The organism is Alcanivorax sp. 1008, assembly GCF_020667895.1.
Classification (GTDB): Bacteria; Pseudomonadota; Gammaproteobacteria; order Pseudomonadales; family Alcanivoracaceae; genus PGZG01.
In genome coordinates this window covers 33,692-56,854 of sequence record NZ_JAFMPS010000008.1, presented here as the reverse complement: position 1 = coordinate 56,854, position 23,163 = coordinate 33,692, and the positions used below count along the sequence as shown (strand labels likewise).

The window sequence follows — 23,163 nt, the reverse complement described above, 5'->3', positions numbered from 1 at the left end:
AGAGTGCCTGTTGCTTAGATGGAGCCATTGTCCCGACCGGCTTTTCCTCCTGTCAAGGAAAATGGCGGGCCCGATTAACGCTTGAGGATGACTTCCAACACCAGCTGCGAGCCGAAAAAACCCAACAGCAGCAAGGCAAAGGCTGCCACCGTGAGGCGCACGGCGGTAACGCCGCGCCAGCCAAGCAGCTGGTGGCCGGCGAGTAGGGCGCTGAATAGCAGCGCACTAATGAGAGTAAACAGGGCCTTGTGGGCGACATGCTGGGCAAACAGGTCGTTGATAAACATGAAGCCAGCGGCGATGGCCAGCCATAGAAGGATCACGCCGGCCCAGAGCAGCTCAAACAGCATGGTCTCCATCACCTGAATCGGTGGGAATAGCCGCATCACCCCGCGTATATGGCCATTTTTAAGCTGGTAGTGCTGAATCAGAACAAGAATGCCTTGTGAGGTGGCAATGGCCAGTACCGCAAAAGCGAGAATCGCGAATAACACGTGGCTGCCAATACCGTGGGCCAGTGGGCCAGGTTGATATCCGGTTTTTATAAATAGTGCTGCAGCTATAAATATTGCATTGAACGGGAACACCATCAGGCTGACCCATTCCAGTCGTCGATACAGGCTGGACAGAATGACAATGGCTGCCCCGGTGGCGCCAATCAGTGAGGTGACAGGGAATAGGCCAAGGTGCACTCCCTGCTCGCTGACGATCAGGTGCCAGAGGGCACAGGCGTGGAACAACAGCGCCAGCGTGCCCAGCCCAAGAAAGCCAATCCGTTGGGGGGCGTTGGTGCTGCGCAACTGTTGTGCCGCCAATGCGCTGGCAAGCACGTACAGGATAAGGGCGACCAGTCCGGTCCAGAGTGCGGTTGTCATGGAAATCCTCAAACAGGCTGCCCCGGCAAGGGCGCCACTGAGCGCCAGAGTGTGTCACAGGGTTGGCCCTATTTGAAGGCACGGCATGACGGCGGTGCCGGGGCATGGCTATAATCGCCGGCCTGATGGAGGAACTGCACCATGTTCGAGAATCTTACCGAGCGCCTTGGCGAATCCCTGCGTGGCCTGACCGGCCAGAGCCAGCTGACCGAGGACAATATCCGCGACACCCTGCGAGAGGTGCGTAAAGCTCTGCTCGAGGCGGACGTGGCCCTGTCGGTGGTCAAGGATTTCACTGAGCAGGTCAAGGAGAAGGCGCTGGGCGCTGAGGTGCTGAAGAGCATCAATCCGGGTCAGGCCTTTGTCAAAATCGTCAACGACGAAATGATTCATGTGATGGGCGACAGTAATGTCGGCCTCGATCTGGCGGTCAAGCCGCCGGCAGTAATCATGATGGCGGGTCTTCAGGGTGCTGGTAAAACCACCTCCGTGGGCAAGCTGGCGCGTTTCCTGAAAGAGCGTGAGAAGAAGAAAGTGATGGTGGTATCGGCGGACGTTTACCGTCCGGCGGCTATTGATCAGCTTGCCACCGTGGCAAAAGAAGTGGGTGCTGAGTTCTTCCCGTCGACCACGGATCAGGATCCGGTGGCCATCGTTAACGGGGCGCTGGACGAGGCCCGCCGTCGCTACATGGATGTGCTGATCGTTGATACGGCCGGTCGTCTGGCCATCGATGAAGCCATGATGGCTGAGATCAAGCGCTTGCACAGCGCCATTAACCCGGCCGAGACCCTGTTTGTAGTCGATGCCATGACCGGTCAGGATGCCGCCAACACCGCTAAGGCATTTGGTGATGCCTTGCCGCTGACCGGTGTCATCCTGACCAAGACTGACGGTGATTCCCGCGGTGGTGCTGCATTGTCAGTGCGCGCCATTACCGGCAAGCCGATCAAATTTATCGGTAGCGGTGAAAAGTCCGATGCCCTTGAGCTATTCCATCCGGAACGTATTGCCTCGCGCATTCTTGGCATGGGTGACGTGCTGTCACTGGTCGAGGAGGCGGAGCGCAAGCTGGATAAGTCCAAAGCCGAAAAACTTGCCAAGAAGTTCAAGAAAGGCAAGGCCATGGACTTCGAGGACATGAAGGATCAGTTCCAGCAGATGCGTAATCTGGGTGGTATGACCTCGTTGCTGGACAAGCTGCCGGGTCTTGGTCAGATGGCGCAGATGGCCCAAGACCAGAAGTCCATGAAGCAGATGAAGCATATGGAGGCGCTGATTGATTCCATGACTCCGGATGAGCGGCGTGATCCGGAGATGATCAAGGGCTCGCGCAAGCGTCGTATCGCCCATGGAGCAGGTCTGGATATCCCGGATCTTAATCGTCTGCTCAAACAGCAGAAAATGATGGCCAAGATGATGAAGAAGATGCGTACCCAGGGCGGCATGAAGCAGATGATGCGCGGTATGCAGGGCATGATGGGTGGCGGTGGCGGTGGCGGTATGCCGCCAGGTGGCTTCCCGGGCATGTAAGTGGGCGAAAGCGACAGGGTGGAAATAAGTCCCTGAACCCCTTTCACTCTGCTGCCGAACTGGCTAGAATCTGCGCCCTTCGCAGTCTGCCTGTGTGAAAACGGGCAGATATTCAGGCGGATACGATGGCTCACAGGTCGTGGGCCGGGAAACCGGATTGAACTAAGGTGCTGAAATAATGGTAGTTATTCGTCTCTCCCGCGGTGGTTCCAAGAAGCGTCCATTCTATAGTCTGGTCGTAACCGACAGCCGCAATGCCCGTGACGGCCGCTTTATTGAGCGTGTTGGCTTCTTTAACCCGATCGCCCGTGGCGGTGAAGTGCGTCTGCAGATCAATGCTGAGCGCGTTGATCACTGGGTTGCTCAGGGTGCCCAACTGTCTGATCGCGTTAGCGGTCTGGTCAAGGAGTCCCGCAAGCAGAGCGCCTGATGGCCACTGCGACGGAACTCTTGCTTGTGGGCCGCATTGGTGCGGCCCACGGCATAAAGGGATGGGTAAAGCTGAATTCCTTTACCGACCCGCTGGATAACATTCTTCACTATCAGCCATGGACACTTCGTGGGCCTGATGGAGACAGAACGGTCAAGGTGACCGGCAGCCGCATGCAAGGCAAGGGCCTGGTGGTGCAGCTGGAAGGTGAATCTGATCGCACCCGTGCAGAAGCATTGTTCTGCGGCAGGGAAGTTCTGGTACCGGCGAGCGCATTGCCAGTATTGGAAGACGACGAGTTTTACTGGCGTGACCTGATCGGGTTGCGGGTTTGTCATAAGGACGGCCGCGATTTGGGCAAGTTGACCAGCATGATGGAAACCGGCGCCAACGATGTATTGGTGGTACGTGGCGACGGTAGCAGCATCGACACACGCGAGCGGCTTATTCCCTGGCTGCCTGACGACGTGGTGCTGAACGTGGATACCGCCGCCGGTGTGATTACGGTGGATTGGGACACGGAGTTTTAAAGTGACCCTGCAGAAGAAGACCCTGCAGGTCGCAGTGGTGACCCTGTTTCCGGGAATGCTTGAGGCAATCACCGGATACGGAATTACCCGGCGAGCAGTGGAAAGTAACGTGCTGGCGGTGGAAGCGGTGAATCCAAGGGACTTCACCAGCGACAAGCACCGTACCGTGGATGACCGCCCGTTTGGCGGCGGCCCGGGGATGCTGATGAAGGTAGAGCCGCTGGCAAAGGCGATTGGCCACGCTCGCGAGCAGTTACCCGAGGCAAAAGTGATTTATCTGTCGCCTACCGGCAAAAAGCTGGATCAGGTGAAAGTGCAACAACTCGCAGCGCAGCCGCAGCTGATTCTGGTGGCGGGGCGTTACGAGGGAATCGATGAGCGACTGATCGATACCGTCATTGATGAGCAGATATCCATCGGTGACTTTGTATTGAGCGGCGGAGAGTTACCCGCCATGACGTTGATCGACGCGGTGGCCCGCTGTATTCCCGGTGTGCTGGGAGACGAAGCCTCCGCCGAGCAGGATTCTTTCAGCGGTGATAACCGCAACCTGCTTGATTGTCCCCATTACACCCGACCAGAGGTGTTTGAGGAGCAAGCGGTGCCGGCAGTGCTGATGAGCGGGCATCACGAAGAAATACGGCGCTGGCGACTTAAACAGTCACTGGGGCGAACGGCAACATTACGGCCTGATTTGTTTGACGCGCGGCGACGCGAACAGGGATTAAGCCGGGAAGAAGAGAAACTGCTGGCGGAATATCTTCAGGAAATGAAGCACCGCGAGTTTGAATAGCAACAAGACAGCGAATTGAGTAACAGGAGCAAACAGTCATGAGCGGCAAGAAACCTCTGGTTCAGGAAGTTGAACAGGCACAGCTGAAGAGCGACGTGCCGGCGTTTGCTCCGGGTGACACCATCACCGTTCAGGTGAAAGTGAAAGAAGGCACCCGCGAGCGTCTGCAGGCGTTTCAGGGCGTTGTCATCGCGCTGAAAAACCGTGGTCTCAACTCCTCCTTCACCGTGCGCAAAATCTCCCATGGTGTTGGTGTTGAGCGTGTATTCCAGACCCACAGCCCTATCGTTGACAGCATCAAGGTTGACCGTCGCGGTGATGTGCGTCGTGCCAAGCTGTATTTCCTGCGTGACCGCGCAGGTAAGTCGGCTCGCATCAAGGAAAAAGTACGCACTGCCAACTGATCACGGCAGCTGCGTAAATAAAAACGGCCACCTTAAGGTGGCCGTTTTTGTTATCTGAAAAAGCGTCTCTCAGAGAAAGTCCTTGAAGTCAGGGTCGTCCCTGAATTCCACTGCCATTGCCTGTCCTGGCAGATTAATGCGGTCTGAGTGAATCTGCAGATCACTACCATCAAGTACCCCGGTACCGAACTGATAGATCGGTTTGGCTTCGCCACTTAGTACGGATTGCTCGTAGTCTGCCACCGCCGCCGTAGTGGCTTCCCGTTTGCCCTGCCACTGATCGATTGCTGCAGTGCCGTGTTTGCGTTGTAACAGCTCAAGACTGTGCTGCGCGGATAGCACCAACGCGGTGGCATTGTTGCCACCAAACCCCTTCGAGTTGAGAAATGCCGCTGCGGGCTGCTCCAGTTGACGGTGCTGCAGGACGAAGTCCAGATGTTTGCGATGCACGTCTTCGGCGATGCTGGTGGTGCTGGTAATGCCGGGTAGCCAGCCGCTATGAAATGTTCCCAGAGCGGACATCAACTGATCACCGGAGGCACTGGCCAGTGAATGACCAAGATAGGCCTTGACCGCATGAACCGGCCATTGGTCGATACCAAAGGCGCCGCCAATTCGATCCAGTACATCGGACTCTGTGACTCGGTTCTGTGGTGTGCTGGTGCCATGGGCGGAAACAAAACTGTGTCTCTGCAGAGTCTGCTCGCCGATTAATTGGCGGGCCAGGGCGGTGGCTCGGCCGAGGGTCAGGTAGTTACCAATACCGGGTGCGGAAATGGATTTCTTTACCCCGTCCGCATGGACAAATACATCTGGTACGGCGGCGAGAATATCGGCTCCCAACTCAAGCGCCAGAGCATCATCCATAAGCAGGAAAAATTGTGCAGACTCGGCCAGGGTGAAACCGCAGTTGTGGCCAAACGGGCGTACCGCGCGGCGCCAGTCCGGAGTACTTCGCTGGGGGTCCAGTTTGAGCAAATCCTCGTCTTCCGCCAGCGCTCCCATGGCCCGGTAGCCCTCAAAAATTTCCGCCACCAGAGGCGCCTCGGCGGCGCCCACCAGGGCTACTCTGGCGCGGCCGGAGCGGATGTCATGAACGCCAAGGGACAGGTTGTACAAGAAGCTGGCGCAGGCACCAAGCATGCCGCCGGTGCGACCGACGCTGCCCAGCACGTAGGCGTTGATAAAATCTGCTGGCATTTCTCCGAGGCCCAGCGGACATTGTTTGGAGGTAATGCGCTTGCCTTGGTGAGGGTACTTGAGCATCCCTCCCAGTCCATTGTCATCCAGCTGGCTCATGGCGCCGGAGGCGTAAACAGCAATTTGCTCCGGGGGTACGCTGGCTGCGATGGTCTGCCATGGAATACCGGCCATGCCGACGCATTCTGAGGCGCCAAAAATGGTCATCTGCAAGGCTCGTGGGTGGTGCCTTGATGCATATCTGGTGGACGGATCGAAGCCCTGCGGTAGTTGACCCGCTGCCTGCACCCGGGCCTGCTCGCCGGCGGGTAATAGCAGGTCGCCGGCGGGAATGGTCAATTCACTGCGGCTGCGATCCACTGGTTTGACCTGCCAGTGCGGCGGCAGTGGTGTCGGTAGATCCATATTGCGGACGGTAACGGTCATCGGAGCGCTGTTGCTGGCGGCCACATTGACCGGCACACGGCTGCTATCGAACAGGTTGTTATCCAGCCGTCTGACCAGCGTGCCATCAAGCAGTTGTTGCTCGTTCTGGTGGCCGCACAGGGAGCTTAGAGAGCTAAGGGTCTGCTGCCGTTGAGTGTCGCTCAGGACATCGAAGATCAGTCGCTGGAAGCCGTGGTGGCAGGCGCTACGTCCGGCAGGGCTGATGCCGCCGAGTGCGGTGATAACGGGCAGTACAGACAAGGGTGGGCTCCATATGTGACCACGAGGTCACGAATGGTAGCGGGGCGGCCGGCAAAGCACACCCACCAGACCACAGTCTGCCGCAGACAAGTTGAAACCAAATGTGAAGGGCTGCGTGATAACCCGCTCTAGCCCGGTGCTGACTGGTCAACCAGCACTGATAACGCCGCTGCGGGTCAGAGCAGCATAATCCTCTGGGGAAAGTCCAAGTCCCTCTAGCAGAACTTCCCTATTGTGAGCGCCCACTTCCGGTCCTGGCCAGGCTGTGCGGCCCGGAGTGCCTGCCAGTTTGGGTAGAATGGCAGGGATCTTCAGGGGCTTGCCATTGATTTCTACCTGCTCGAACAGGTTACGGGCCTGAAAGTGTGGGTCGGCCAGCATGTCAGCGGCGCTATAGATCGGCCCTGCAGGGACATTGGCCTGCTCCAGCGTGGCCAATACCTCGGCTGAGGAACGGTTGGCGCACCAGTCTGATAGGGCCTGATCGATTTCCTCCTCGTGCTCCACCCGACCGGCATTGCTGGCGAGGCGCGGGTCGCTGGACATATCCGGGCGGCCGGCGGCCTTCATCAGCCGTTGGAAAATCGAGTCGCCATTTCCCCCAATGATGACGTACTTGCCATCGCCGCATAGATAAGTGTTGGTCGGTACGATGCCGGTGACGGTGGAGCCAGAGGGCTCGCGGATCACACCAGCGCCATCGTATTCCGGAATAACACCCTCCAGAAGATTGAATACGGACTCGAACAGGGCCACATCGATAACCTGACCATCGCCACCACGTTCCCGTTCGAACAGCGCCAGCACGATGCCCAGAGCGGCATGGATGCCTGCAACGGTGTCTCCCATGGATAGATTCGGCCGCACCGGCCGGCCACCGGGGAAACCGTTGACGTAGCGGAATCCACCAATGCCTTCGCAGACAGAGGCATAACCAGGCTTGGGCGAATAGGGGCCGGTCTGGCCGTAGCCGGAAATACGCGCATACACCAGCTTCGGGTGGCTGCTGGAAAAATCATCCGGTCCCAACTGCCAGTTTTCCATGGTGCCGGGTTTGAAGTTTTCAATGACCACATCAGCGCTACCGATCAGCTTGCGCACAAGTTCAATACCGGCGGGCTGCTTCAGGTCGATGGTGACGCACTTTTTATTGCGGCCGAGGCTGCGCCACCAGAAGGACGTGCCGTTTTCATCCAGCTTGCGCCAGCCGCGGATCGGGTCGCCGCCAGGAGGCTCCACTTTGATTACTTCAGCACCGAAGTAGGCCAGCAGAGTGCCGGTAAAGGGGCCTGCCAGTAGCTGACCGAGTTCTATCACGCGAATGCCGGCAAGTGGCAGGCGGGGGGTGGGGGCGTCAGTCATCAGGGTCTCCAGCAGGCAAGGAAAGCGGATTGTATACAATCAACATTGGCCCGTCCTGCCTGTTTTTACTATACCGTCCAGTTGGTATAGTATCCGCCTACGAAAATATACTCAGGAGCCCGCCATGGGGCAGCCATCAACCCGGGACACCATTCTTGATGCAGCTCAGCGCATTGCTGCCGAGCGAGGTGCCGGGCGAATCACGCTAGACGAGGTAGCCAAAGAGAGTGGCCTGAGCAAAGGCGGCCTTTTGTATCACTTTGCCGGTAAGGAAGCGCTTATTAAGGCCATGCTGGAGCGGCTTATCGAGCGTAGTAGTGTGGTCCGCGAGGAGCATGCCAGCAGTCTGGTTGGCAAGCCGCATGCGACCTTGCGAGCAATGCTGGCGACCCGCAATCGCGACGATGTGCTTGACCCCCATGTGGCCATGGCGATTCTTGCCGCTGCGGCCGAGCAGCCCACCTTGCTGGATCCGTTACGTCAGCACATTGCTCATATGCGCGAGCAGATCATCGCGGAGTCCGGCGACCATCCAGCCTTCTGGTTGTTGTGGGCGGCGGCGGATGGCCTGTTATTTCAACAGTTGCTTGGCGTTGAGCCGTACTTGCCAGAGCAGCGCGATGCCATGCATCAACAACTGCAATTGCTTGCCGAGGGCATGCTGAAATGAACAAGACCCAGAGTTTTCTTACTTCCATGCGGCAGCATCACGATCGCTTGCCCCGGCTGGTGCAGATTGCGGGTTGGGTGCTATTGGCCCTGCTAATCGTTCTATTGGCTCGTTGTGGTAGTCATAGCGATGAACAGCCGGTTGAATCACTGCGCCCGGTAAAGTTGTATCAGGTTGGAGAAAGCAACCTGCTGGCAGTGCGTCATTTTGTTGGCAGGGTAGATGCGGTAAGTACGGTTGATCTTTCCTTTCAGGTGGGAGGCCGCATTACCGAGCTGCCGGTTCAGCAAGGCACCATACAGCGAGCGGGTTCCCTGATTGCGGCGCTTGATCCGGCGGATTATCAATTGGCGGTTCGCGAAGCCGAGTTGCAACTGGATCAGGCCAACAGGGATCTGGAGCGAGCACGGTCATTGTTCGAGCGCGGCAGTGTCTCTCAGGCCAGCCTTGATCAAGCGCAGACAGCGCACAACCTGCGCAGGGTGGCATTAGATACCGCCCGCCGCAATCTTGCCTATACTCGTATTACTGCGCCATTTGATGCGTTGGTAACACGTCGTCTGGTTGACCCCTTTACCAATGTAAGGCCGAACATGGAGATTGTTCGGGTGCAAAACGTGGAAGAGTTTCGGGTTCATATAAGTGTCCCGGAAAATCTGATGGGTGGTCTGGATCAGACTGACTCAATCAGTGCAGAGGCCGTGTTCCAAAGCAGGCCGGATAAGCCTGTAGCGCTGACCTACCGTGAACATGAAACCGAGCCGGACGCCGTGGCGCAAACCTACCGTGTAACTTTCGGTATGCCACGGGATGAAGAGTTTAATGTGCTGCCAGGGATGACGGTCACTGTGCGTTTGCGCGCGGCCATTCCTGATGAGGTTGCCTTTTTCGCTGTTCCTCCTTCTGCAATAGATAGCGACGAGCAGGGCGATTTCCGCGTTTGGGTGTATCAGCCAGAAAGTGGCAGCGTCACACCACGCCCAGTGAAGATGCTTGGCTTGAATGAAGAAGGTCAGGCTTTGGTGGGCGGCCTGGCAGGCAATGAAGAGATTGTCAGCGCTGGCTTGCATCTTCTTCATGACGGCATGCGTGTTCTGCCGTTTGAAGGCTTCTGAGGAGATGTCGGTGGATATTGCGCGCGCCTCCATAGATCGCCCGATCAACACTTGGCTAATTATTCTGGCCTGTCTTTTAGGGGGCTGGTGGGGCATTAACGGCATCGGCCGTCTGGAAGACCCGGCGTTTGCTATCAAGATGGCACTTGTGATTACGCCATATCCCGGTGCCTCAGCGGCGGAGGTCGAAGCAGAAATCACTGAGCCACTGGAGTCTGCAATCCAGCAGTTACCACAGTTGAAAAGACTGACTTCCCGATCCCGTCCCGGTGAGTCGATCATCAAGGTAGAAATCAAGAATACCTATGATGGCCATGCTCTACCGCAGGTGTGGGATGAACTGCGGCGCAAGGTCAGTGATGCGCAAAGAAGTCTGCCCCCTGCCGCCATGCAGTCTATGGTGCAGGATGACTACGGCGATGTATTTGGAATTTTCTATGCCGTCACAGCGCCAGAGTTTAGTGACGCTGAAATTCGTGAGCTATCCAGATTCTTGCGTCGAGAATTACTTACGGTGCCGAATGTTTCCAAGGTGACTACTTCCGGTGAGCCCGAAGAAGTCATCTACGTGGAAATTTCCGAGGAGCGTTTGGTTAGTCTTGGTCTACCGCTGGAAGTGGTGCTGAATAGTCTGCAAACCGAGAATCGGGTGCAGGATGGCGGTGCCATTACCGTGGATGGGCGTCGTCTGAGAATTTCCGCCCGTCCTGGCTTTGATTCTGTGGCCAGTATTGAATCGCTACGTATCGGCCGTCCAGGCACTACCGAACAGATCAGTTTGGTGGATGTGGCGACGGTTCAGCGTGGCACTACAGATACGCCAGACAACCTGATAATGCACAATGGGCTACCGGCATTTACTCTGGCCGTGGCCGGTCTTCAGGAGGCAAATATTGTTGAGGTGGGCAATGCGGTTAGCGCCCACCTGGAAAAGCTTAAACATAATGTGCCGATTGGTGTAACTATCGAGCCAATCTATGAACAGCATGTGGTGGTGGATAGAGCCATTAACAGCTTTCTGGTCAGTCTGGCGCAGTCTGTAGTTATCGTTATTTCAGTGTTATGCCTCACTATGGGTTGGCGCGTGGGCATGGTGGTGGGGGCCACTTTGCTACTAACAGTGCTAGGCACCGTATTTTTCATGCGCATATTTGGTATTGAGATGGAGAGAATATCTCTGGGTGCGCTGATTATTGCCATGGGCATGTTGGTGGACAATGCCATCGTTATTGCTGAGGGAATGCTGATTGGTATTCAGCGCGGGCAGTTGGCCCGGGACTCGGCCAGTGATGCCAGTGCCCGTACTCAGATTCCGCTGCTTGGCGCGACCGTCATCGGCATTATGGCATTTTCCGGGATCGGTCTGTCTTCGGATGTTACCGGGGAGTTTCTGTTTTCATTATTTGCGGTGATTACTATTTCACTGCTGCTTTCCTGGCTGTTGGCGATTACCGTAACGCCACTGATGGGGCACTATCTTTTCGATGGCCATCAGTACAACGAAGGGGAAGATCCTTACGCCCACTCAATCTATGTCAAGTATCGCAACGTGCTGGTGGAAATTCTACGTAACCGTGGCCGCACTCTTATGGTTCTGGTGCTAATCACGGTGCTGTCGGTGGTGGGTTTTGGTTTTCTTCGCCATGCGTTTTTCCCTCCCTCCAACACACCAATGTTTTACCTGAACGTAATGTTGCGGCAGGGCTCGGATATCCAGCTCACCGCTGAGCGATTGCGCGACATGGAAAACTATTTACAGAAGTATGAACAGATAGAAGCGGTCACTGGCTTCGTTGGTCAGGGCGGTAGTCGCTTTATGCTCACCTATGAGCCCGAGCTGCCGAACCCGGCCTATGGGCAACTGATTATCAGGGTGTCCAAGCGCGATCTGATCGATGACTTGATAGCAGATTTGCGTAGCGAGTTGCCAAAGCATTTCCCGGATGTGGAGATCTATCCGCAGCGACTGATGTTCGGACCGGGTGGTGGTGCCAAAGTTGAGGCGCGTTTTAAGGGGTCTGATCCGGCGCTGTTGCGCAGTCTGGGTGAGCAGGCCAGGCAGGTATTTGCGCAAAGTGGTGTGGTACATGATGTTCGTACAGATTGGCGTCAGCAGGAAATGGTTATCGTCCCACACTATGACGAAGAGCGAGGTCGCATAGCGGGCGTCGGTCGTAGTGATGTGGCAACAGCTTCGTTATTTGCTTCCACCGGAGTGCGGGCCGGGGTCTATCGAGAGAGTGATAGTCAGATTCCGATTATTGTCCGGCCGCCGGAGCAGGAGCGCAGCAGCGTCAGTCGGTTGGCAGACCGGTTGATGTGGAGCAGTGCGGAGCAGGCCTATGTGCCGGTTAGTCAGGTAGTCAGCGGCTTCGGTGTGGAGACCGAAGAGTCCTTGATCCACCGCCGCGATAGGCTACGGGCGTTGAAGGTTCAGGCCGACCCCGTGGGGGATCTGACCGCTGATCAGGCCCTGCGAGCTCTGCGCAAGGATGTTGAAGCAATCAGTCTTCCGGATGGCTATGTGCTGGAGTGGGGCGGTGAGTATGAGGGCGCGCGGGAGGCGCAACAGGCGCTGGCAACCCAGGTTCCATTGGGGTTTCTGATAATGCTGGTGATCTCCATACTGCTGTTTAGCAAAGTTCGCCAGACCATGGTGATCTGGCTGGTGGTGCCCATGTCAATCTGCGGCGTCACGGCGGGGCTGTTGATTACTGGTCAACCTTTTACCTTTATGGCACTACTTGGCTTCCTGAGTCTATCCGGGATGCTGATGAAAAATGCCATCGTTCTGGTGGATGAAATCGAGGCTCAGGAGCGAGATGGAAAACCACAGCCAGAGGCATTGATTGATGCCAGCGTTAGTCGTCTGCGGCCGGTTTTTCTGGCCGCACTGACTACGATTCTTGGCATGATCCCGCTGATCTCTGATGCTTTCTTTGCCAGCATGGCAATTACCATCATGGCGGGCCTTGCCTTTGCAACAGTGCTGACCATGGCCGCAGTGCCGGTTTTGTATGCACTACTTTTCAGAATCAGGGTTGCCCGGTAGAGGGCGGCCCTGATCATCAGCTGGTATTGATTTTTGTGGCTCAATCCATGGCCGCACCACATGGCTGGGCGGGTTTTTCACTTGCCAGTGGAAGTCTGCTGGTCCGCCCTCGCCAACCCAGTCTGGCAGCCACAGGGTATTGTCCATGGAGCCATAACGAAGTGCCGCAATATCTATGTTGCGGCTTTCTGCAAGCCGAACCATTTCCGCCAGTATCTGGCCGTGGCGCACATCGCCAGGGTCTTCAACCGTTTCAATAATGGCATCCCTTATCAGACCATTCAGAGTTTCCCGTGGCAGCCCTGTGAATCGCATTCTGTCCATATCCGCAATAAACGCATCAGCCAATTCGGCAGCATTGGTAATGCGGCCCTGATCGCGCAGTTTGCTGAGTACCTTGCTGGCGACCCGGTCATAGGCATGCAATTTACTTTCGCTTTGTGAGTCCTTGTCGGCAAGCAGGATAATAGCTTCGCCAAGAGTTTCGACGTCAGAAAAGTCCAGCTTTGGCATTGCTCCCAGAAGGTCAATGACATAGTGAGGCAAACCACTGCTGGTAAAGCCGAAGCGTGGCGTGGCACCGGGAAAGCGCTCATGGGGTAAGGTCGCAGCGTGATCATCCCGATACAACATGGACAGACTCATGCCGTCCAGAAAGGAATCGAAAAGACCATTCTCAACAACGGGCATATGATTGGCAAAAAACATTTCCCAGCCACGATTGGAGTCCATATGTACCCAGTCTCCCGGCAACCGGGTTGCTGCCATGCGCTGCTCAAATTCGCTCATTTCCCCATCGACCACGCCACGGTCCTTATCCTGTTTGAACACGCTGTCAAAAGTGACTCGTGCTCCATCCAGGTTGTGGAAGTCAAAGCTCAGTTCAATGCGTGGCTCGCGCAGGAACATAAGAAAATAGCGCAGTGTACGCATGCCATCGATAGCAAAGCGGCTTGGCACCATGATGCCTTGCTCATAGAAATGTACGGTGAACTGTTGGTTGAAGAATGTGGGTAGATACAAATACCAGACGCGCGTGCGTATCAGCAGGCTGGCCCGAATTGGACCATCTTTGACCGCGATAGGTACGGCGCGGATATTTTTGCCGCCTTCCAGGCTCATGCGTACGTTCTGGTTAAGGATGCCTGTGCTGATGTTGAGATAAACGCTGTCGAATACGTTAACGCTGTGGTGAGCCCCGACCTTGCTGGCAATATGTTCAATTTCGATAAGGTTCTTCGGGTTATAGCTCATTTCCATGACTGTTGTGTCGAGCCGGCCACTGTCCAGGTCCGCCTGCACATAGTCCGCCTCAGAGCGCTCCGGGTTGTCCAGCATCAGGTAGACATAGCGTGGATTATTACGCGGTGAATCAAGTCTAATTTCATGTAATACACGGCCCTCGACCCGTCCATGCTGGTTCGGATCGTAGGTGAGCTGTCCGCCGTCGCGAAACATAAATACCAGCTCATCAAAATCATCAAAGGTGTTTGGCTCGCCTTCCGCGGGAGCCTTGTTGGCACCCTCAATCCAGATCAGTCCGGTACGATCAAATTCGTCAATCTGGAATGGGATAGGAATCAGCTTATCACCGCGTACCGCCATCAGAGATAGTCGTCGTATGGGGGTGCCACGCACCGCCGGTAGCTCGTGGCCGCGCATGGTCATTGGGTAAAGATAGGTGAAGTGAGTGGTGTCCAGACTGATCACTGCCCGGTGCAACTGCTCGGCAGTGATGTTGCGCAGGCCGCCAGGGTAGCGGGTCAGGGCGCTTGGGTCGTTGCGGTAAAACTCCATGAAGGTGTCAAAAAAGCGGTCCGCCAGCGGGACTATAGGTTCCGGCTTCTGTTCTGCCCTGCCAGTGGTACACAGGCAGGCGAGCAGACACAGACACGCTGCACTCCATAACCGCATTTTTGTTATTCTCCCTGCCTTGATTGTCTGTTCATCCAGGCCCATAGCAGACTTGGAGAACAAAGGATGACTGAGTGTACATGAGCGGTGAGCGCAGCATAGACCCCAGCGCCGGTGATGTTCGGGCGCAATTGCAGGCGGAGCTGCGCCAGCTATTGCCTGAGGCGACGCTGCGCCGGCAGGCTCCGCCGCTAATCCCAGAATTGCCGCTATGGCTGCTGGCGGATATCCAAGCCGGCCAGAGGCTGGAAGCCAGTGTTGCCGGGGCATTGATGGAAACACCTCCCTACTGGAGTTTTTGCTGGGCCAGTGGACAGGTATTGGCCCGCTGGTTGCTCGATCATGCTGATCAGGTTAGGGGTCGTACGGTGGTGGATGTGGGGCCCGGTTCCGGGGTGGTGGCCTTGGCTGCAGCTTTGGCAGGCGCCGGTCGGGTGATTGCCTGCGATATTGATCCGCAAGCATTGCTGGCGGTGACCATGAATGCTCGGGCACTGTCTTTAGCTGTTGAGCTTAGTGACGACCTGCATGCCTGTCTGCCCCAGGCAGATCTGGTGACGGCGGCGGATATTCTCTATGACCGGGACAACCTGCCGATGCTGAAAGTATTGCAGGTGGCGCCTTGGGTGTTACTGGCCGACTCCCGGGTGCGCAACCTGTCGTCTCCGGGCTACCAGCAGGTCAGCAGGTTCAGCGCAGTAACATGGCCGGATCTGGGGGAGTCCAGCCAGTTCAATCAGGTTACTGTGTATCAATCTCGACTTTCCTGACTTGCAGGTTGAACCGATGGCTACAGTGCTAGTCGAACTGCTCGTTCCGCTTTTTGATAAGGAGATATGCTGATCATGAAGTCACAACGTCATGCTGCAATTCTGTTGGCAGCGGTCTGGCTGCTGTTTCAAGCAGCTGCTGCCTCTGCGGCCCTGCCTGGCGCGCTAGCGACCGGGGAGCCGCTGCCTTCTTTGGCGCCGATGCTTGACCGGGCCATTCCAGCAGTGGTGAATATCGCCACCCATGGACGGGTCAGGGCTCAGAATCCACTAATGGAAGATCCTTTCTTTCGGCGCTTTTTTAATATGCCGGATGTCCCGCAGGAACGTCGCACCGCCAGCGCAGGCTCGGGGGTGATTGTTGATGCGAAGCAGGGCTATGTCCTGACTAATGCCCATGTTGTGCGTAATGCGGAGCAGATAGAGATTACTCTGATTGATGGTCGAACTCTGGAAGCGGAACTTGTAGGAACTGACACCGAGGTTGATCTGGCGGTGCTAAAGGTGCCGGCCGAAGATCTGGTGCAGATGCAGATTGCCGACTCTTCGACTCTGCGGGTGGGAGACTTTGTGGTCGCCATCGGCAATCCGTTTAGCCTTGGTCATACGGTGACCTCGGGTATTGTCTCCGCGTTGGGCCGTACAGGTCTGCGTATAGATGGTTATGAAAATTACATCCAGACTGATGCTTCCATTAACCCGGGTAATTCCGGTGGCGCATTGGTCAACCTGCGTGGGGAGCTGGTGGGTATCAATACCGCAATTATTGCCCCGGCTGGGGGCAATGTGGGTATCGGCTTTGCCATTCCCACGGAGATGGTGTCGATTATTATGGCCCAGCTGATTGAGCACGGTGAGGTACGTCGCGGGTCGCTCGGCGTTAATATTCAGGATCTTACTGCGGAGCTCGCTGAGGCCTTCGGCGTTAGCAAGGACCAGCATGGTGTGGTGATTACCCAGATCGTTGAAGACAGCACCGCCGAGAAGGCAGGTCTCAAGGCCGGGGATGTGGTGGTGGAGGTAGATGGTCGTCCGGTGCGCCGGGTGGCGGACCTGCGTAACAAGGTGGGCATGTCACCAGTGGGCGATCGTATCACTCTGACGGTGGTGCGAGATGGCAAGAAACGAGACATCACCGCGGTGATTCGCGAGACCAAACTTACCACTGCGGACGGCGGATCGCTGTCGGTCTATTTAAAGGGTGCCAGTGTCCGTGACTTGCGCAGCGGCGAGCTTGGTCATGCCGATAAGGGCGTGCTGGTGGAGTCTGTTGAGCGTGGCAGTGCGGCGGCTCGGGCAGGGTTGCGGCCCGGTGATGTGATCATCAATGCTAACCGTAAAGATATTGCCAACATGGAACAGATGCGCGCCGCTATTCCGGACAAGGAGGCAGCTATTTTACTGCGTTTGAATCGGAACGGAGGCATGTTCTTCGTGGTGATTCGGTGACTTGATACACGGGCCCGCTGGCAGTTTATCCAGCGGGCCCGTGCAGTTTTTTGCAGGCGTGTTCAGGCCGCCGGTTTTCCAAGAATCAGATCAGAAGCCTTTTCCGCAATCATCACGGTGGGTGCGTTGGTGTTTCCGCCGATCAGAGTCGGCATAATGGACGCGTCCACCACGCGCAAGCCTTCCAGCCCGTGCACCCGCATACTGTCTGGTGCAACTACGGCCATGTCATCCACGCCCATCTTGCAACTGCCCACCGGGTGATAAATGTTGTCGCACTTGGCGCGCAGGAATGCGCGAATTTCCTCGTCGCTCTGCAGGGCTGCGCTGGGGAAGATTTCTTCCCCACGCCATGGCTCCAGTGATGCTTGGGAAAGTATGTTGCGCACATGCTTGATGCCGCGAACCATGCCCTCCATATCGTCCGGGTGGCCGAGCAGGTTGGGGTCAATCAGCGCATCTGCCATGGGGTCCGCGCTTTGCAAGGTAATGCTGCCGCGTGCTTTGGGGCGCAGAATGCACACATGGGCGGAGTAGCCGAATCCGAAACTAAAGCCCAGATTGAGGCCGTGGTTATCCAGCAGTGCGGCGGTCAGGTGTAACTGTAGATCAGGAATTTCTTCCTCAGGGCTGGATTTGATAAAGCCGCCGGATTCCGCAACATTGGAAGTCAGGCTGCCCTGTCTCTTGGTCAGAAAATCGAACACACCCTTGATCGCCGCTGGCAGGCCTATGGGGCCAAGACTGAGGGTATCGCTGCGCTTTGAGCGAGTCACTACCAGTGCATCTGGGTGGTCCTGCAGGTTTTTACCAACGCCGGGCAGTTCATGTATCTGCTTGATGCCGTGCGGCTCAAGGTCTGCTTTGGCCCCTACGCCCGAAAGTAGCAGCAGCTGGGGGGAGTTGATTGCACCTCCTGAAAGAATGGTTTCCGCTGCCTCAACTCGCACGGTCTTACGCCCCTGACGATACTCAACACCGATAGCCCGCTTGCCATCAAACAGCACGCGGGTAGCGCGGGCATTAGTAATAACCGTCAGGTTGGGGCGGCCCATTACCGGGTGCAGATAGCCGGCCGCGACACTCCAGCGCTCACCATTTTTCTGGTTGACCTGGAACAGGCCGACACCCTCCTGAATATCGTTATTCAGTTCTTTCGACTTTGGGAATCCTGCCTCACCAGCCGCTTCGATAAAGGCAGCGCTCACCGGGTGATGAAAGCGCAGGTCGGCAATATTGAGCGGGCCATCAACGCCGTGAAAAGTATCTGCGCCACGCTCGTTATTCTCTGCGCGGCGGAACAGTGGCAACACCTCATCCCAGCTCCAGCCAGTGTTACCCAATGACGCCCAGTGATCATAGTCCCAGGGATGGCCACGGGTGTAGCACATGGCGTTGACTGCACTGGAGCCGCCCAGCGTCTTACCACGGGGCACGTATACTTGACGGTTGTTTAACGCTTTCTGTGGTACTGAGTTATAGCGCCAGTTGCGCTTTTTGGAGCGCATCAGGGCTATGATGCCAGCGGGCATACGCACCAGCAGACTATTGTCATCAGGGCCGGCTTCCAGCAGGCATACTCGGGTAGCGGGATTAGCTGAAAGACGGTTGGCTAGTACGCAGCCGGCGGAGCCGCCACCAACGATCAAATAGTCATATTGCATGTCAGGGTTCCGATACATCAGGAGTCAGGTGGTGCATTGTAGGCAAATTAAGGGGTAATTCAGAAGGGTTTCCTCACAATCAACGATGAGACGTCGCTCAATGACAAGATTACTGCTACTGATCACGGCCATTTTTACCCAGCCGGCATTGGCTCGCTGGGAGGCGTCGCCCATTGAAGGGTGGCAGGAGATCCGTTTTCAGGGGCAAACCCGCTACAGCCAGCAGCCAGACTGCGTTTTGGCACAGGCCCAGAGTAGCGCTTCGGGGCTAATTCAAGCGGTCGAGTCGACCCTGAAGCAGCGACCTTTGCTGAGCTGGAGTTGGCAGGCAGATCAACCACTGACACCGCGGCCAAAGGCAGGGGAGAAAGACAAGGCCGGGGATGATTATCTGGCCCGGGTATACGTGATCAAGGAGGGTTTCTTTCCGTGGCAGACCAAGGCGATTAATTATGTCTGGTCGCGCCAGCACCCGGTTGGCAGCCACTGGCCGAACCCCTTTGTCAGTAACGCCATTATGGTGGTGGTTCAGACTGGCGACGAGGGGTTGGGTCAATGGCAGTCTTTTCAGCGGGACGTGGCTGCAGACTTTCGCCGTTACCACGATATGGAAGTGGAGAAAGTCGACGCAGTGGCGGTGATGACCGACTCTGATAATAGTGCCGGTCAGGCCACTGCTTGCTACCGGCTACCACAATTTCGTTGAGTGCGGTTGTGCCGGTCATGGAATTGCTGTTTATTATTTGCCCAATCCGATGTGATTGAGGGTGTTATATGGATCGCATTTTGCGTCTGGATATCACTGGCAAGCCGGTTCAATGGCTTGATTGGCAGTCGGCTGCGGTGTTGTATGCTCGTGGCATGGTGACCTGGACTTTGGGTGAGGTGGTCTATCAGTTACAAGGTGGCTTGTGCCGTGCCACCGGGCAGCGTTCATCATTAAAGTTGCATTCAATCGTGGCCTGCAATGGCCGGCCCAACCCCCATCCTCGTAGTCATCCCCCTTTGACCAACCGTGCCCTGTTTCGCAGAGAGCAGCATGTCTGTATGTATTGCGGTAACCGCTTTAGTGACCATGATCTGACCCGCGACCATATTATTCCGGTGTCCAGAGGTGGGCGTGATAGCTGGCTGAATGTGGTGGCGGCGTGCCGGCGCTGTAATCAGCACAAAGGCAATCGGCGGCCAGAGGAGTGCAATATGGAATTATTGGCGCTGCCCTATGTGCCAAACATGGCCGAGTATTTGGCGTTGATAAATAGTGCGCGGATTCGTGGCGATCAGATGGAGTTTCTACGCGGACAGTTCTCGCGTAACAGCCGCTGGCTGTGACTTTTCAAACCGGACGGTGAAAGATTCTAGCTGCGCGAAAATACCACCAGATGTTTGGCCGCTATCTGTACCCGGCATTCACGGCCCACTGCCAGATCCACATGGCTGCCAGTCAGGCAGGTGAGGTGTTCACCGTTAGCCAGACCAAGCCGATAAAGAATATTGGCGCCGGTGAAGGTGCGCTCTAAAACCCGGGTGGCAATGGGGCCGTCAACATCCGGTACGATATCTTCCGGACGCAACAGAACGTCTACATCTGCTCCTGCTGGCAATGACAGAGGCTGGTCTGAGGCCAGCTGGCCAACAACCGTTGAGACCTCGCTACCGGCGATCACTTTACCTTCAAGAAAAGCACCCTGACCGGCAAATTCGGCGACAAAGCGATTCCCGGGGGAGTGGTAGATACGATAGGGCGAGTCCCACTGCACCAGCTCGCCGGCCCGCAGGATGGCAATATGGCTTGCCATGGCAAAGGCCTCTTCCTGATCGTGCGTGACCATCACTGCGGTGATGCCTTCCAGTTTCAGAATGCCTAGTAGCTCGCGGTTAAGCTGCCGGCGCAAATCCAGGTCAAGACTGGCGAAGGGCTCGTCCAGCAGCATCAGGCGGGGCCGTGGAGCTAATGCTCGGGCCAGTGCTACGCGCTGTTGTTGCCCACCTGATAACTCGTGGGGGAAACGTCCACCAAGATCATCCAGGCGGACCATGGCGAGGCATTCGCGTACCCGCTGTTGGCGCTCATGGGATGACAGCTTGCGCAGTGCGAAGGCCACGTTGTCGGCAACGCTAAGATGCGGGAACAGCGCGTGTTCCTGAAACACCATGCCCAGACCGCGCTTCTCTGGTGCCAGAGTCCGCCCGGGCCTGGATGCTTCCTGACCGGCAATCATGATGCGCCCATCGGTCAGTGGTTCAAGACCAGCAATGGCTCGCAGGGTGGTGGTTTTGCCGCAGCCGGATGGTCCCAGCAGACAGGCGATCTGTCCCGAATCCAGTGAGAAACTGATGTCCCTCACCACCTGCTCGTTATCGTAACGGCAGGCGATGTGATCCAGTGTCAGCAGCGCAGTTGTCATTGGTTCAGGAGAAACTCAAGCAGAGCCTTTTGCGCATGCAGTCGGTTCTCGGCTTCATCCCAGACTACTGCACGTGGGTCGTCCATAAGTTCGTGGCTCACCTCTTCTCCGCGGTGCGCCGGCAGGCAGTGCATGAACAAGGCATCTTTGCATGCGCGGTCCATCAGGGCTGTATTGACCTGATAATCAGCGAACGCACTTTCCCGTGCGGCCTGCTCTTCCTCCTGCCCCATAGAGGCCCAGACATCGGTGACCAACAGATGCGCGCCTTCAGCGGCTTTGCCGGGATCGCGCTCGATGATCACGCGGCCACGCTCGCGCTCAACCAGGTCAGCACGCGGCTCAAAGCCCTCCGGGCAGCTGACCACCAGCTCAAAATCAAACTGGCGGGCGGCATTGATATAGCTATTGCACATGTTGTTGCCATCGCCGATCCAGGCAACACGCTTGCCCTGAATGCTGCCGCGATGCTCTACAAAGGTTTGTACATCGGCGAGCAGTTGGCAGGGATGAAAATCATCCGTTAGGGCATTGATTACCGGCACTGCCGAGTGGGCAGCAAAAGTTTCCACGGTCTGATGAGCAAATGTGCGGATCATGACAGCGTCCACCATCCGTGAAAGAACCCGGGCGGCATCTTCGATCGGCTCGCCACGGCCAAGCTGAGTATCTCGCGGTGACAGGAATATGCTGTCGCCACCAAATTGGGTCATAGCCACTTCAAAAGACACGCGGGTGCGAGTCGAGGACTTTTCAAAAATCATGCCCAGCGTTTTACCGCGAAAAATATCGTGGCGCTCGCCCCGCTTCTGCATGCCCTTCAGTTCAATGGCACGGGAAATCAGCGTGTTCAGCTCGGCCGGAGTCAGATCCAGCAAAGTTAGAAAGTGGCGCACGCTCATGCGGCCTCCTGTTGGTTAACAAATGCGCGGACGGAATCATTGAGGCGTGATACCAGTTCGTCAATTTCCGCTTCGCTGATAATCAAGGGAGGCACCAGGCGGACCACACTACCTGCAGTGACATTGATCAGCAGGCCGCGCTCACGGGCCAGCGCGACTAGCTCTGGACAGTCGCGATCAAACTGGATGCCTGTCATAAGGCCCAGGCCACGCACCTCCCGGACCATGTCCAGGTCAGCAAACTGTTTGCGTAGTGCACCACGCAGGTATTCACCGCGGGACTGGACTTGGGCAATGACACCATTACCCAGAGTGTCGACCACGGCGCAACCGACAGCGCAGCCGAGCGGGTTGCCGCCATAGGTGCTGCCATGGCTGCCTGGGCCAAAAAGGGCTGCGGCCTTTCCCTGCGTGAGGCATGCACCAATCGGGAAGCCATTTCCCAGACCTTTCGCAGTGGTTACTACATCGGGCAGCACAGCCATTTGTTGATAGGCAAAGTAACTGCCGGTGCGGCCGTTGCCGGTCTGAATTTCATCGAGCATCAGCAGCCAGTCATGCTGATCGCAAATTTGCCGTAGCTCTTGCAGGTAATTCGTGGTCGGCACATGAATGCCTCCTTCGCCCTGCACCGGTTCGACCAGCACGGCAGCAATCTGCCGGTTGCTTGCAGCAACCTTGCGTACCGTATCAAGGTCATTGAATGGTACCCGGATAAAACCCTGTACCAGCGGTTCAAAACCAGCCTGCGCTTTACGGTTGCCGGTGGCGGTCAGCGTCGCCATGGTGCGGCCATGGAAAGCGTTTTCCATAACGATGATGTATGGCACTTCAATGTTTTTGCTGTGGCCGTGTAAACGGGCCAGTTTGATGGCCGCTTCATTCGCTTCAGCACCGGAATTGGAGAAGAAAACCTTTTCCATACCTGCCGCTTGGCAAAGCTTTTCTGCCAGCGCTTCCTGACGTTCGACTCGGTAAAGGTTCGATGTGTGCACCAGGGTGGCGGCTTGCTGGGAGATCGCTGCGGTGATCGCCGGGTGGCAGTGGCCCAGATTGCAAACCGCAATGCCCGCGACTGCGTCGAGCCAGCGATTGCCTGCGTCGTCAAATAACCAGCAGCCCTCGCCACGGTGGAACATCACTGGCTGGCGAGCGTAGGTAGGCATCAGGTACTGATCGGGTGTTTTCGTCGTATCACTCATCACCGGCTCCGGGACGACTCCGTCCTGAAACGAAAAACGGCAGCCAGAGCTGCCGGGGGAGGACGGATGATAGCTTCCTGATTTCGGGGCTGCAATGCCCGCCAACTCTGCCCTGCGCCGGTAATCGCGGTGCTGGGGGAGTGTCAGGAAAGATTTTACTGAATACAAATGAGAATGGTTTGCATTAAGATTGTCGATTGATT

General features: G+C 56.5%; 20 protein-coding genes. 12 read left to right on the top strand and 8 right to left on the bottom strand.

What is annotated here, in order from left to right; all coding sequences use genetic code 11:
* Positions 1 to 74: 74 nt before the first annotated feature.
* On the bottom strand, positions 75 to 875 hold the full coding sequence (locus tag J1C54_RS10580; protein ID WP_229147253.1) for an inner membrane protein YpjD: 801 nt from the start codon (positions 873 to 875) through the stop codon (positions 75 to 77).
* A 141-nt stretch (positions 876 to 1,016) separates the two neighbouring features.
* Here J1C54_RS10580 and ffh point away from each other — a divergent pair, with 141 nt between their 5' ends.
* From ffh to rplS, 5 genes are all read left to right on the top strand, one after another.
* Positions 1,017 to 2,408: a signal recognition particle protein gene (gene ffh / locus J1C54_RS10575; RefSeq protein WP_229147246.1), complete on the top strand. Its 1,392-nt coding sequence runs from the start codon at positions 1,017 to 1,019 to the stop codon at positions 2,406 to 2,408.
* Between the two features lie 178 nt (positions 2,409 to 2,586).
* Positions 2,587 to 2,838, top strand: a complete 252-nt coding sequence (gene rpsP / locus J1C54_RS10570) for a 30S ribosomal protein S16 (protein WP_229147242.1) — start codon at positions 2,587 to 2,589, stop codon at positions 2,836 to 2,838.
* Positions 2,838 to 3,368 carry a ribosome maturation factor RimM gene (rimM, locus tag J1C54_RS10565; protein ID WP_229147238.1) on the top strand — a complete coding sequence of 177 codons (531 nt, stop codon included), beginning with the start codon at positions 2,838 to 2,840 and terminating at the stop codon, positions 3,366 to 3,368. Before rpsP ends, rimM begins: the two co-directional genes overlap by 1 nt.
* 22 nt (positions 3,369 to 3,390) lie before the next feature.
* Positions 3,391 to 4,161: a tRNA (guanosine(37)-N1)-methyltransferase TrmD gene (gene trmD / locus J1C54_RS10560; protein WP_229147535.1), complete on the top strand. Its 771-nt coding sequence runs from the start codon at positions 3,391 to 3,393 to the stop codon at positions 4,159 to 4,161.
* Between the two features lie 38 nt (positions 4,162 to 4,199).
* Entirely contained in the window at positions 4,200 to 4,565 is a 366-nt protein-coding gene (gene rplS / locus J1C54_RS10555; protein WP_229147236.1) for a 50S ribosomal protein L19, read from the top strand.
* A 69-nt stretch (positions 4,566 to 4,634) separates the two neighbouring features.
* On the opposite strand, the gene J1C54_RS10550 is transcribed toward rplS, so the two are convergent.
* Together J1C54_RS10550 and J1C54_RS10545 are read right to left on the bottom strand one after the other, a co-directional pair.
* A complete protein-coding gene (locus tag J1C54_RS10550; protein WP_229147234.1) occupies positions 4,635 to 6,452 on the bottom strand; it encodes a beta-ketoacyl synthase in 1,818 nt (605 codons plus the stop codon).
* A 147-nt stretch (positions 6,453 to 6,599) separates the two neighbouring features.
* Entirely contained in the window at positions 6,600 to 7,814 is a 1,215-nt protein-coding gene (locus J1C54_RS10545; protein ID WP_229147231.1) for a CaiB/BaiF CoA-transferase family protein, read from the bottom strand.
* Positions 7,815 to 7,938: 124 nt separating this feature from the next.
* Between J1C54_RS10545 and J1C54_RS10540 the strand changes: the two genes are divergently transcribed.
* From J1C54_RS10540 to J1C54_RS10530, 3 genes are read left to right on the top strand one after another with little or no spacing between them, the layout of a single operon-like run.
* Positions 7,939 to 8,484 (top strand): TetR/AcrR family transcriptional regulator, encoded by a 546-nt coding sequence (locus J1C54_RS10540; protein ID WP_229147229.1) that lies wholly within the window; start codon positions 7,939 to 7,941, stop codon positions 8,482 to 8,484.
* Complete coding sequence (locus tag J1C54_RS10535) at positions 8,481 to 9,599, top strand: efflux RND transporter periplasmic adaptor subunit (RefSeq protein ID WP_229147227.1); 1,119 nt, start codon at positions 8,481 to 8,483, stop codon at positions 9,597 to 9,599. Before J1C54_RS10540 ends, J1C54_RS10535 begins: the two co-directional genes overlap by 4 nt.
* A gap of 4 nt (positions 9,600 to 9,603) precedes the next feature.
* Complete coding sequence (locus J1C54_RS10530) at positions 9,604 to 12,651, top strand: efflux RND transporter permease subunit (RefSeq protein ID WP_370635649.1); 3,048 nt, start codon at positions 9,604 to 9,606, stop codon at positions 12,649 to 12,651.
* Here the strand turns inward: J1C54_RS10530 and J1C54_RS10525 are convergent.
* Positions 12,622 to 14,565, bottom strand: a complete 1,944-nt coding sequence (locus J1C54_RS10525; protein WP_229147215.1) for a hypothetical protein — start codon at positions 14,563 to 14,565, stop codon at positions 12,622 to 12,624. The two genes, J1C54_RS10530 and J1C54_RS10525, sit on opposite strands and share 30 nt — an antisense overlap.
* 80 nt (positions 14,566 to 14,645) lie before the next feature.
* Between J1C54_RS10525 and J1C54_RS10520 the strand changes: the two genes are divergently transcribed.
* Together J1C54_RS10520 and J1C54_RS10515 are read left to right on the top strand one after the other, a co-directional pair.
* Positions 14,646 to 15,335 (top strand): methyltransferase, encoded by a 690-nt coding sequence (locus J1C54_RS10520; protein ID WP_229147214.1) that lies wholly within the window; start codon positions 14,646 to 14,648, stop codon positions 15,333 to 15,335.
* A gap of 75 nt (positions 15,336 to 15,410) precedes the next feature.
* A complete protein-coding gene (locus tag J1C54_RS10515; RefSeq protein WP_229147213.1) occupies positions 15,411 to 16,784 on the top strand; it encodes a DegQ family serine endoprotease in 1,374 nt (457 codons plus the stop codon).
* A gap of 62 nt (positions 16,785 to 16,846) precedes the next feature.
* Here the strand turns inward: J1C54_RS10515 and J1C54_RS10510 are convergent, their stop codons facing one another.
* A complete protein-coding gene (locus J1C54_RS10510) occupies positions 16,847 to 18,448 on the bottom strand; it encodes a GMC family oxidoreductase (protein ID WP_229147210.1) in 1,602 nt (533 codons plus the stop codon).
* Between the two features lie 100 nt (positions 18,449 to 18,548).
* On the opposite strand from J1C54_RS10510, the gene J1C54_RS10505 reads away from it, so the two are divergent.
* Together J1C54_RS10505 and J1C54_RS10500 are read left to right on the top strand one after the other, a co-directional pair.
* Positions 18,549 to 19,154 carry a DUF3047 domain-containing protein gene (locus J1C54_RS10505; RefSeq protein ID WP_229147207.1) on the top strand — a complete coding sequence of 202 codons (606 nt, stop codon included), beginning with the start codon at positions 18,549 to 18,551 and terminating at the stop codon, positions 19,152 to 19,154.
* A gap of 68 nt (positions 19,155 to 19,222) precedes the next feature.
* Positions 19,223 to 19,780, top strand: coding sequence for an HNH endonuclease (locus J1C54_RS10500; RefSeq protein WP_229147205.1), 558 nt, complete (start codon positions 19,223 to 19,225; stop codon positions 19,778 to 19,780).
* Between the two features lie 26 nt (positions 19,781 to 19,806).
* Here J1C54_RS10500 and J1C54_RS10495 read toward each other — a convergent pair whose 3' ends face one another.
* From J1C54_RS10495 to J1C54_RS10485, 3 genes are read right to left on the bottom strand one after another with little or no spacing between them, the layout of a single operon-like run.
* The gene (locus J1C54_RS10495; RefSeq protein WP_229147202.1) at positions 19,807 to 20,856 is read right to left on the bottom strand and encodes an ABC transporter ATP-binding protein; all 1,050 of its coding nucleotides are present in this window, start codon (positions 20,854 to 20,856) and stop codon (positions 19,807 to 19,809) included.
* A complete protein-coding gene (gene argF, locus J1C54_RS10490; protein WP_229147200.1) occupies positions 20,853 to 21,758 on the bottom strand; it encodes an ornithine carbamoyltransferase in 906 nt (301 codons plus the stop codon). The genes J1C54_RS10495 and argF overlap by 4 nt, the downstream gene beginning before the upstream one ends.
* A complete protein-coding gene (locus J1C54_RS10485) occupies positions 21,755 to 22,960 on the bottom strand; it encodes an aspartate aminotransferase family protein (RefSeq protein WP_229147197.1) in 1,206 nt (401 codons plus the stop codon). Before J1C54_RS10485 ends, argF begins: the two co-directional genes overlap by 4 nt.
* Positions 22,961 to 23,163 lie beyond the last annotated feature (203 nt).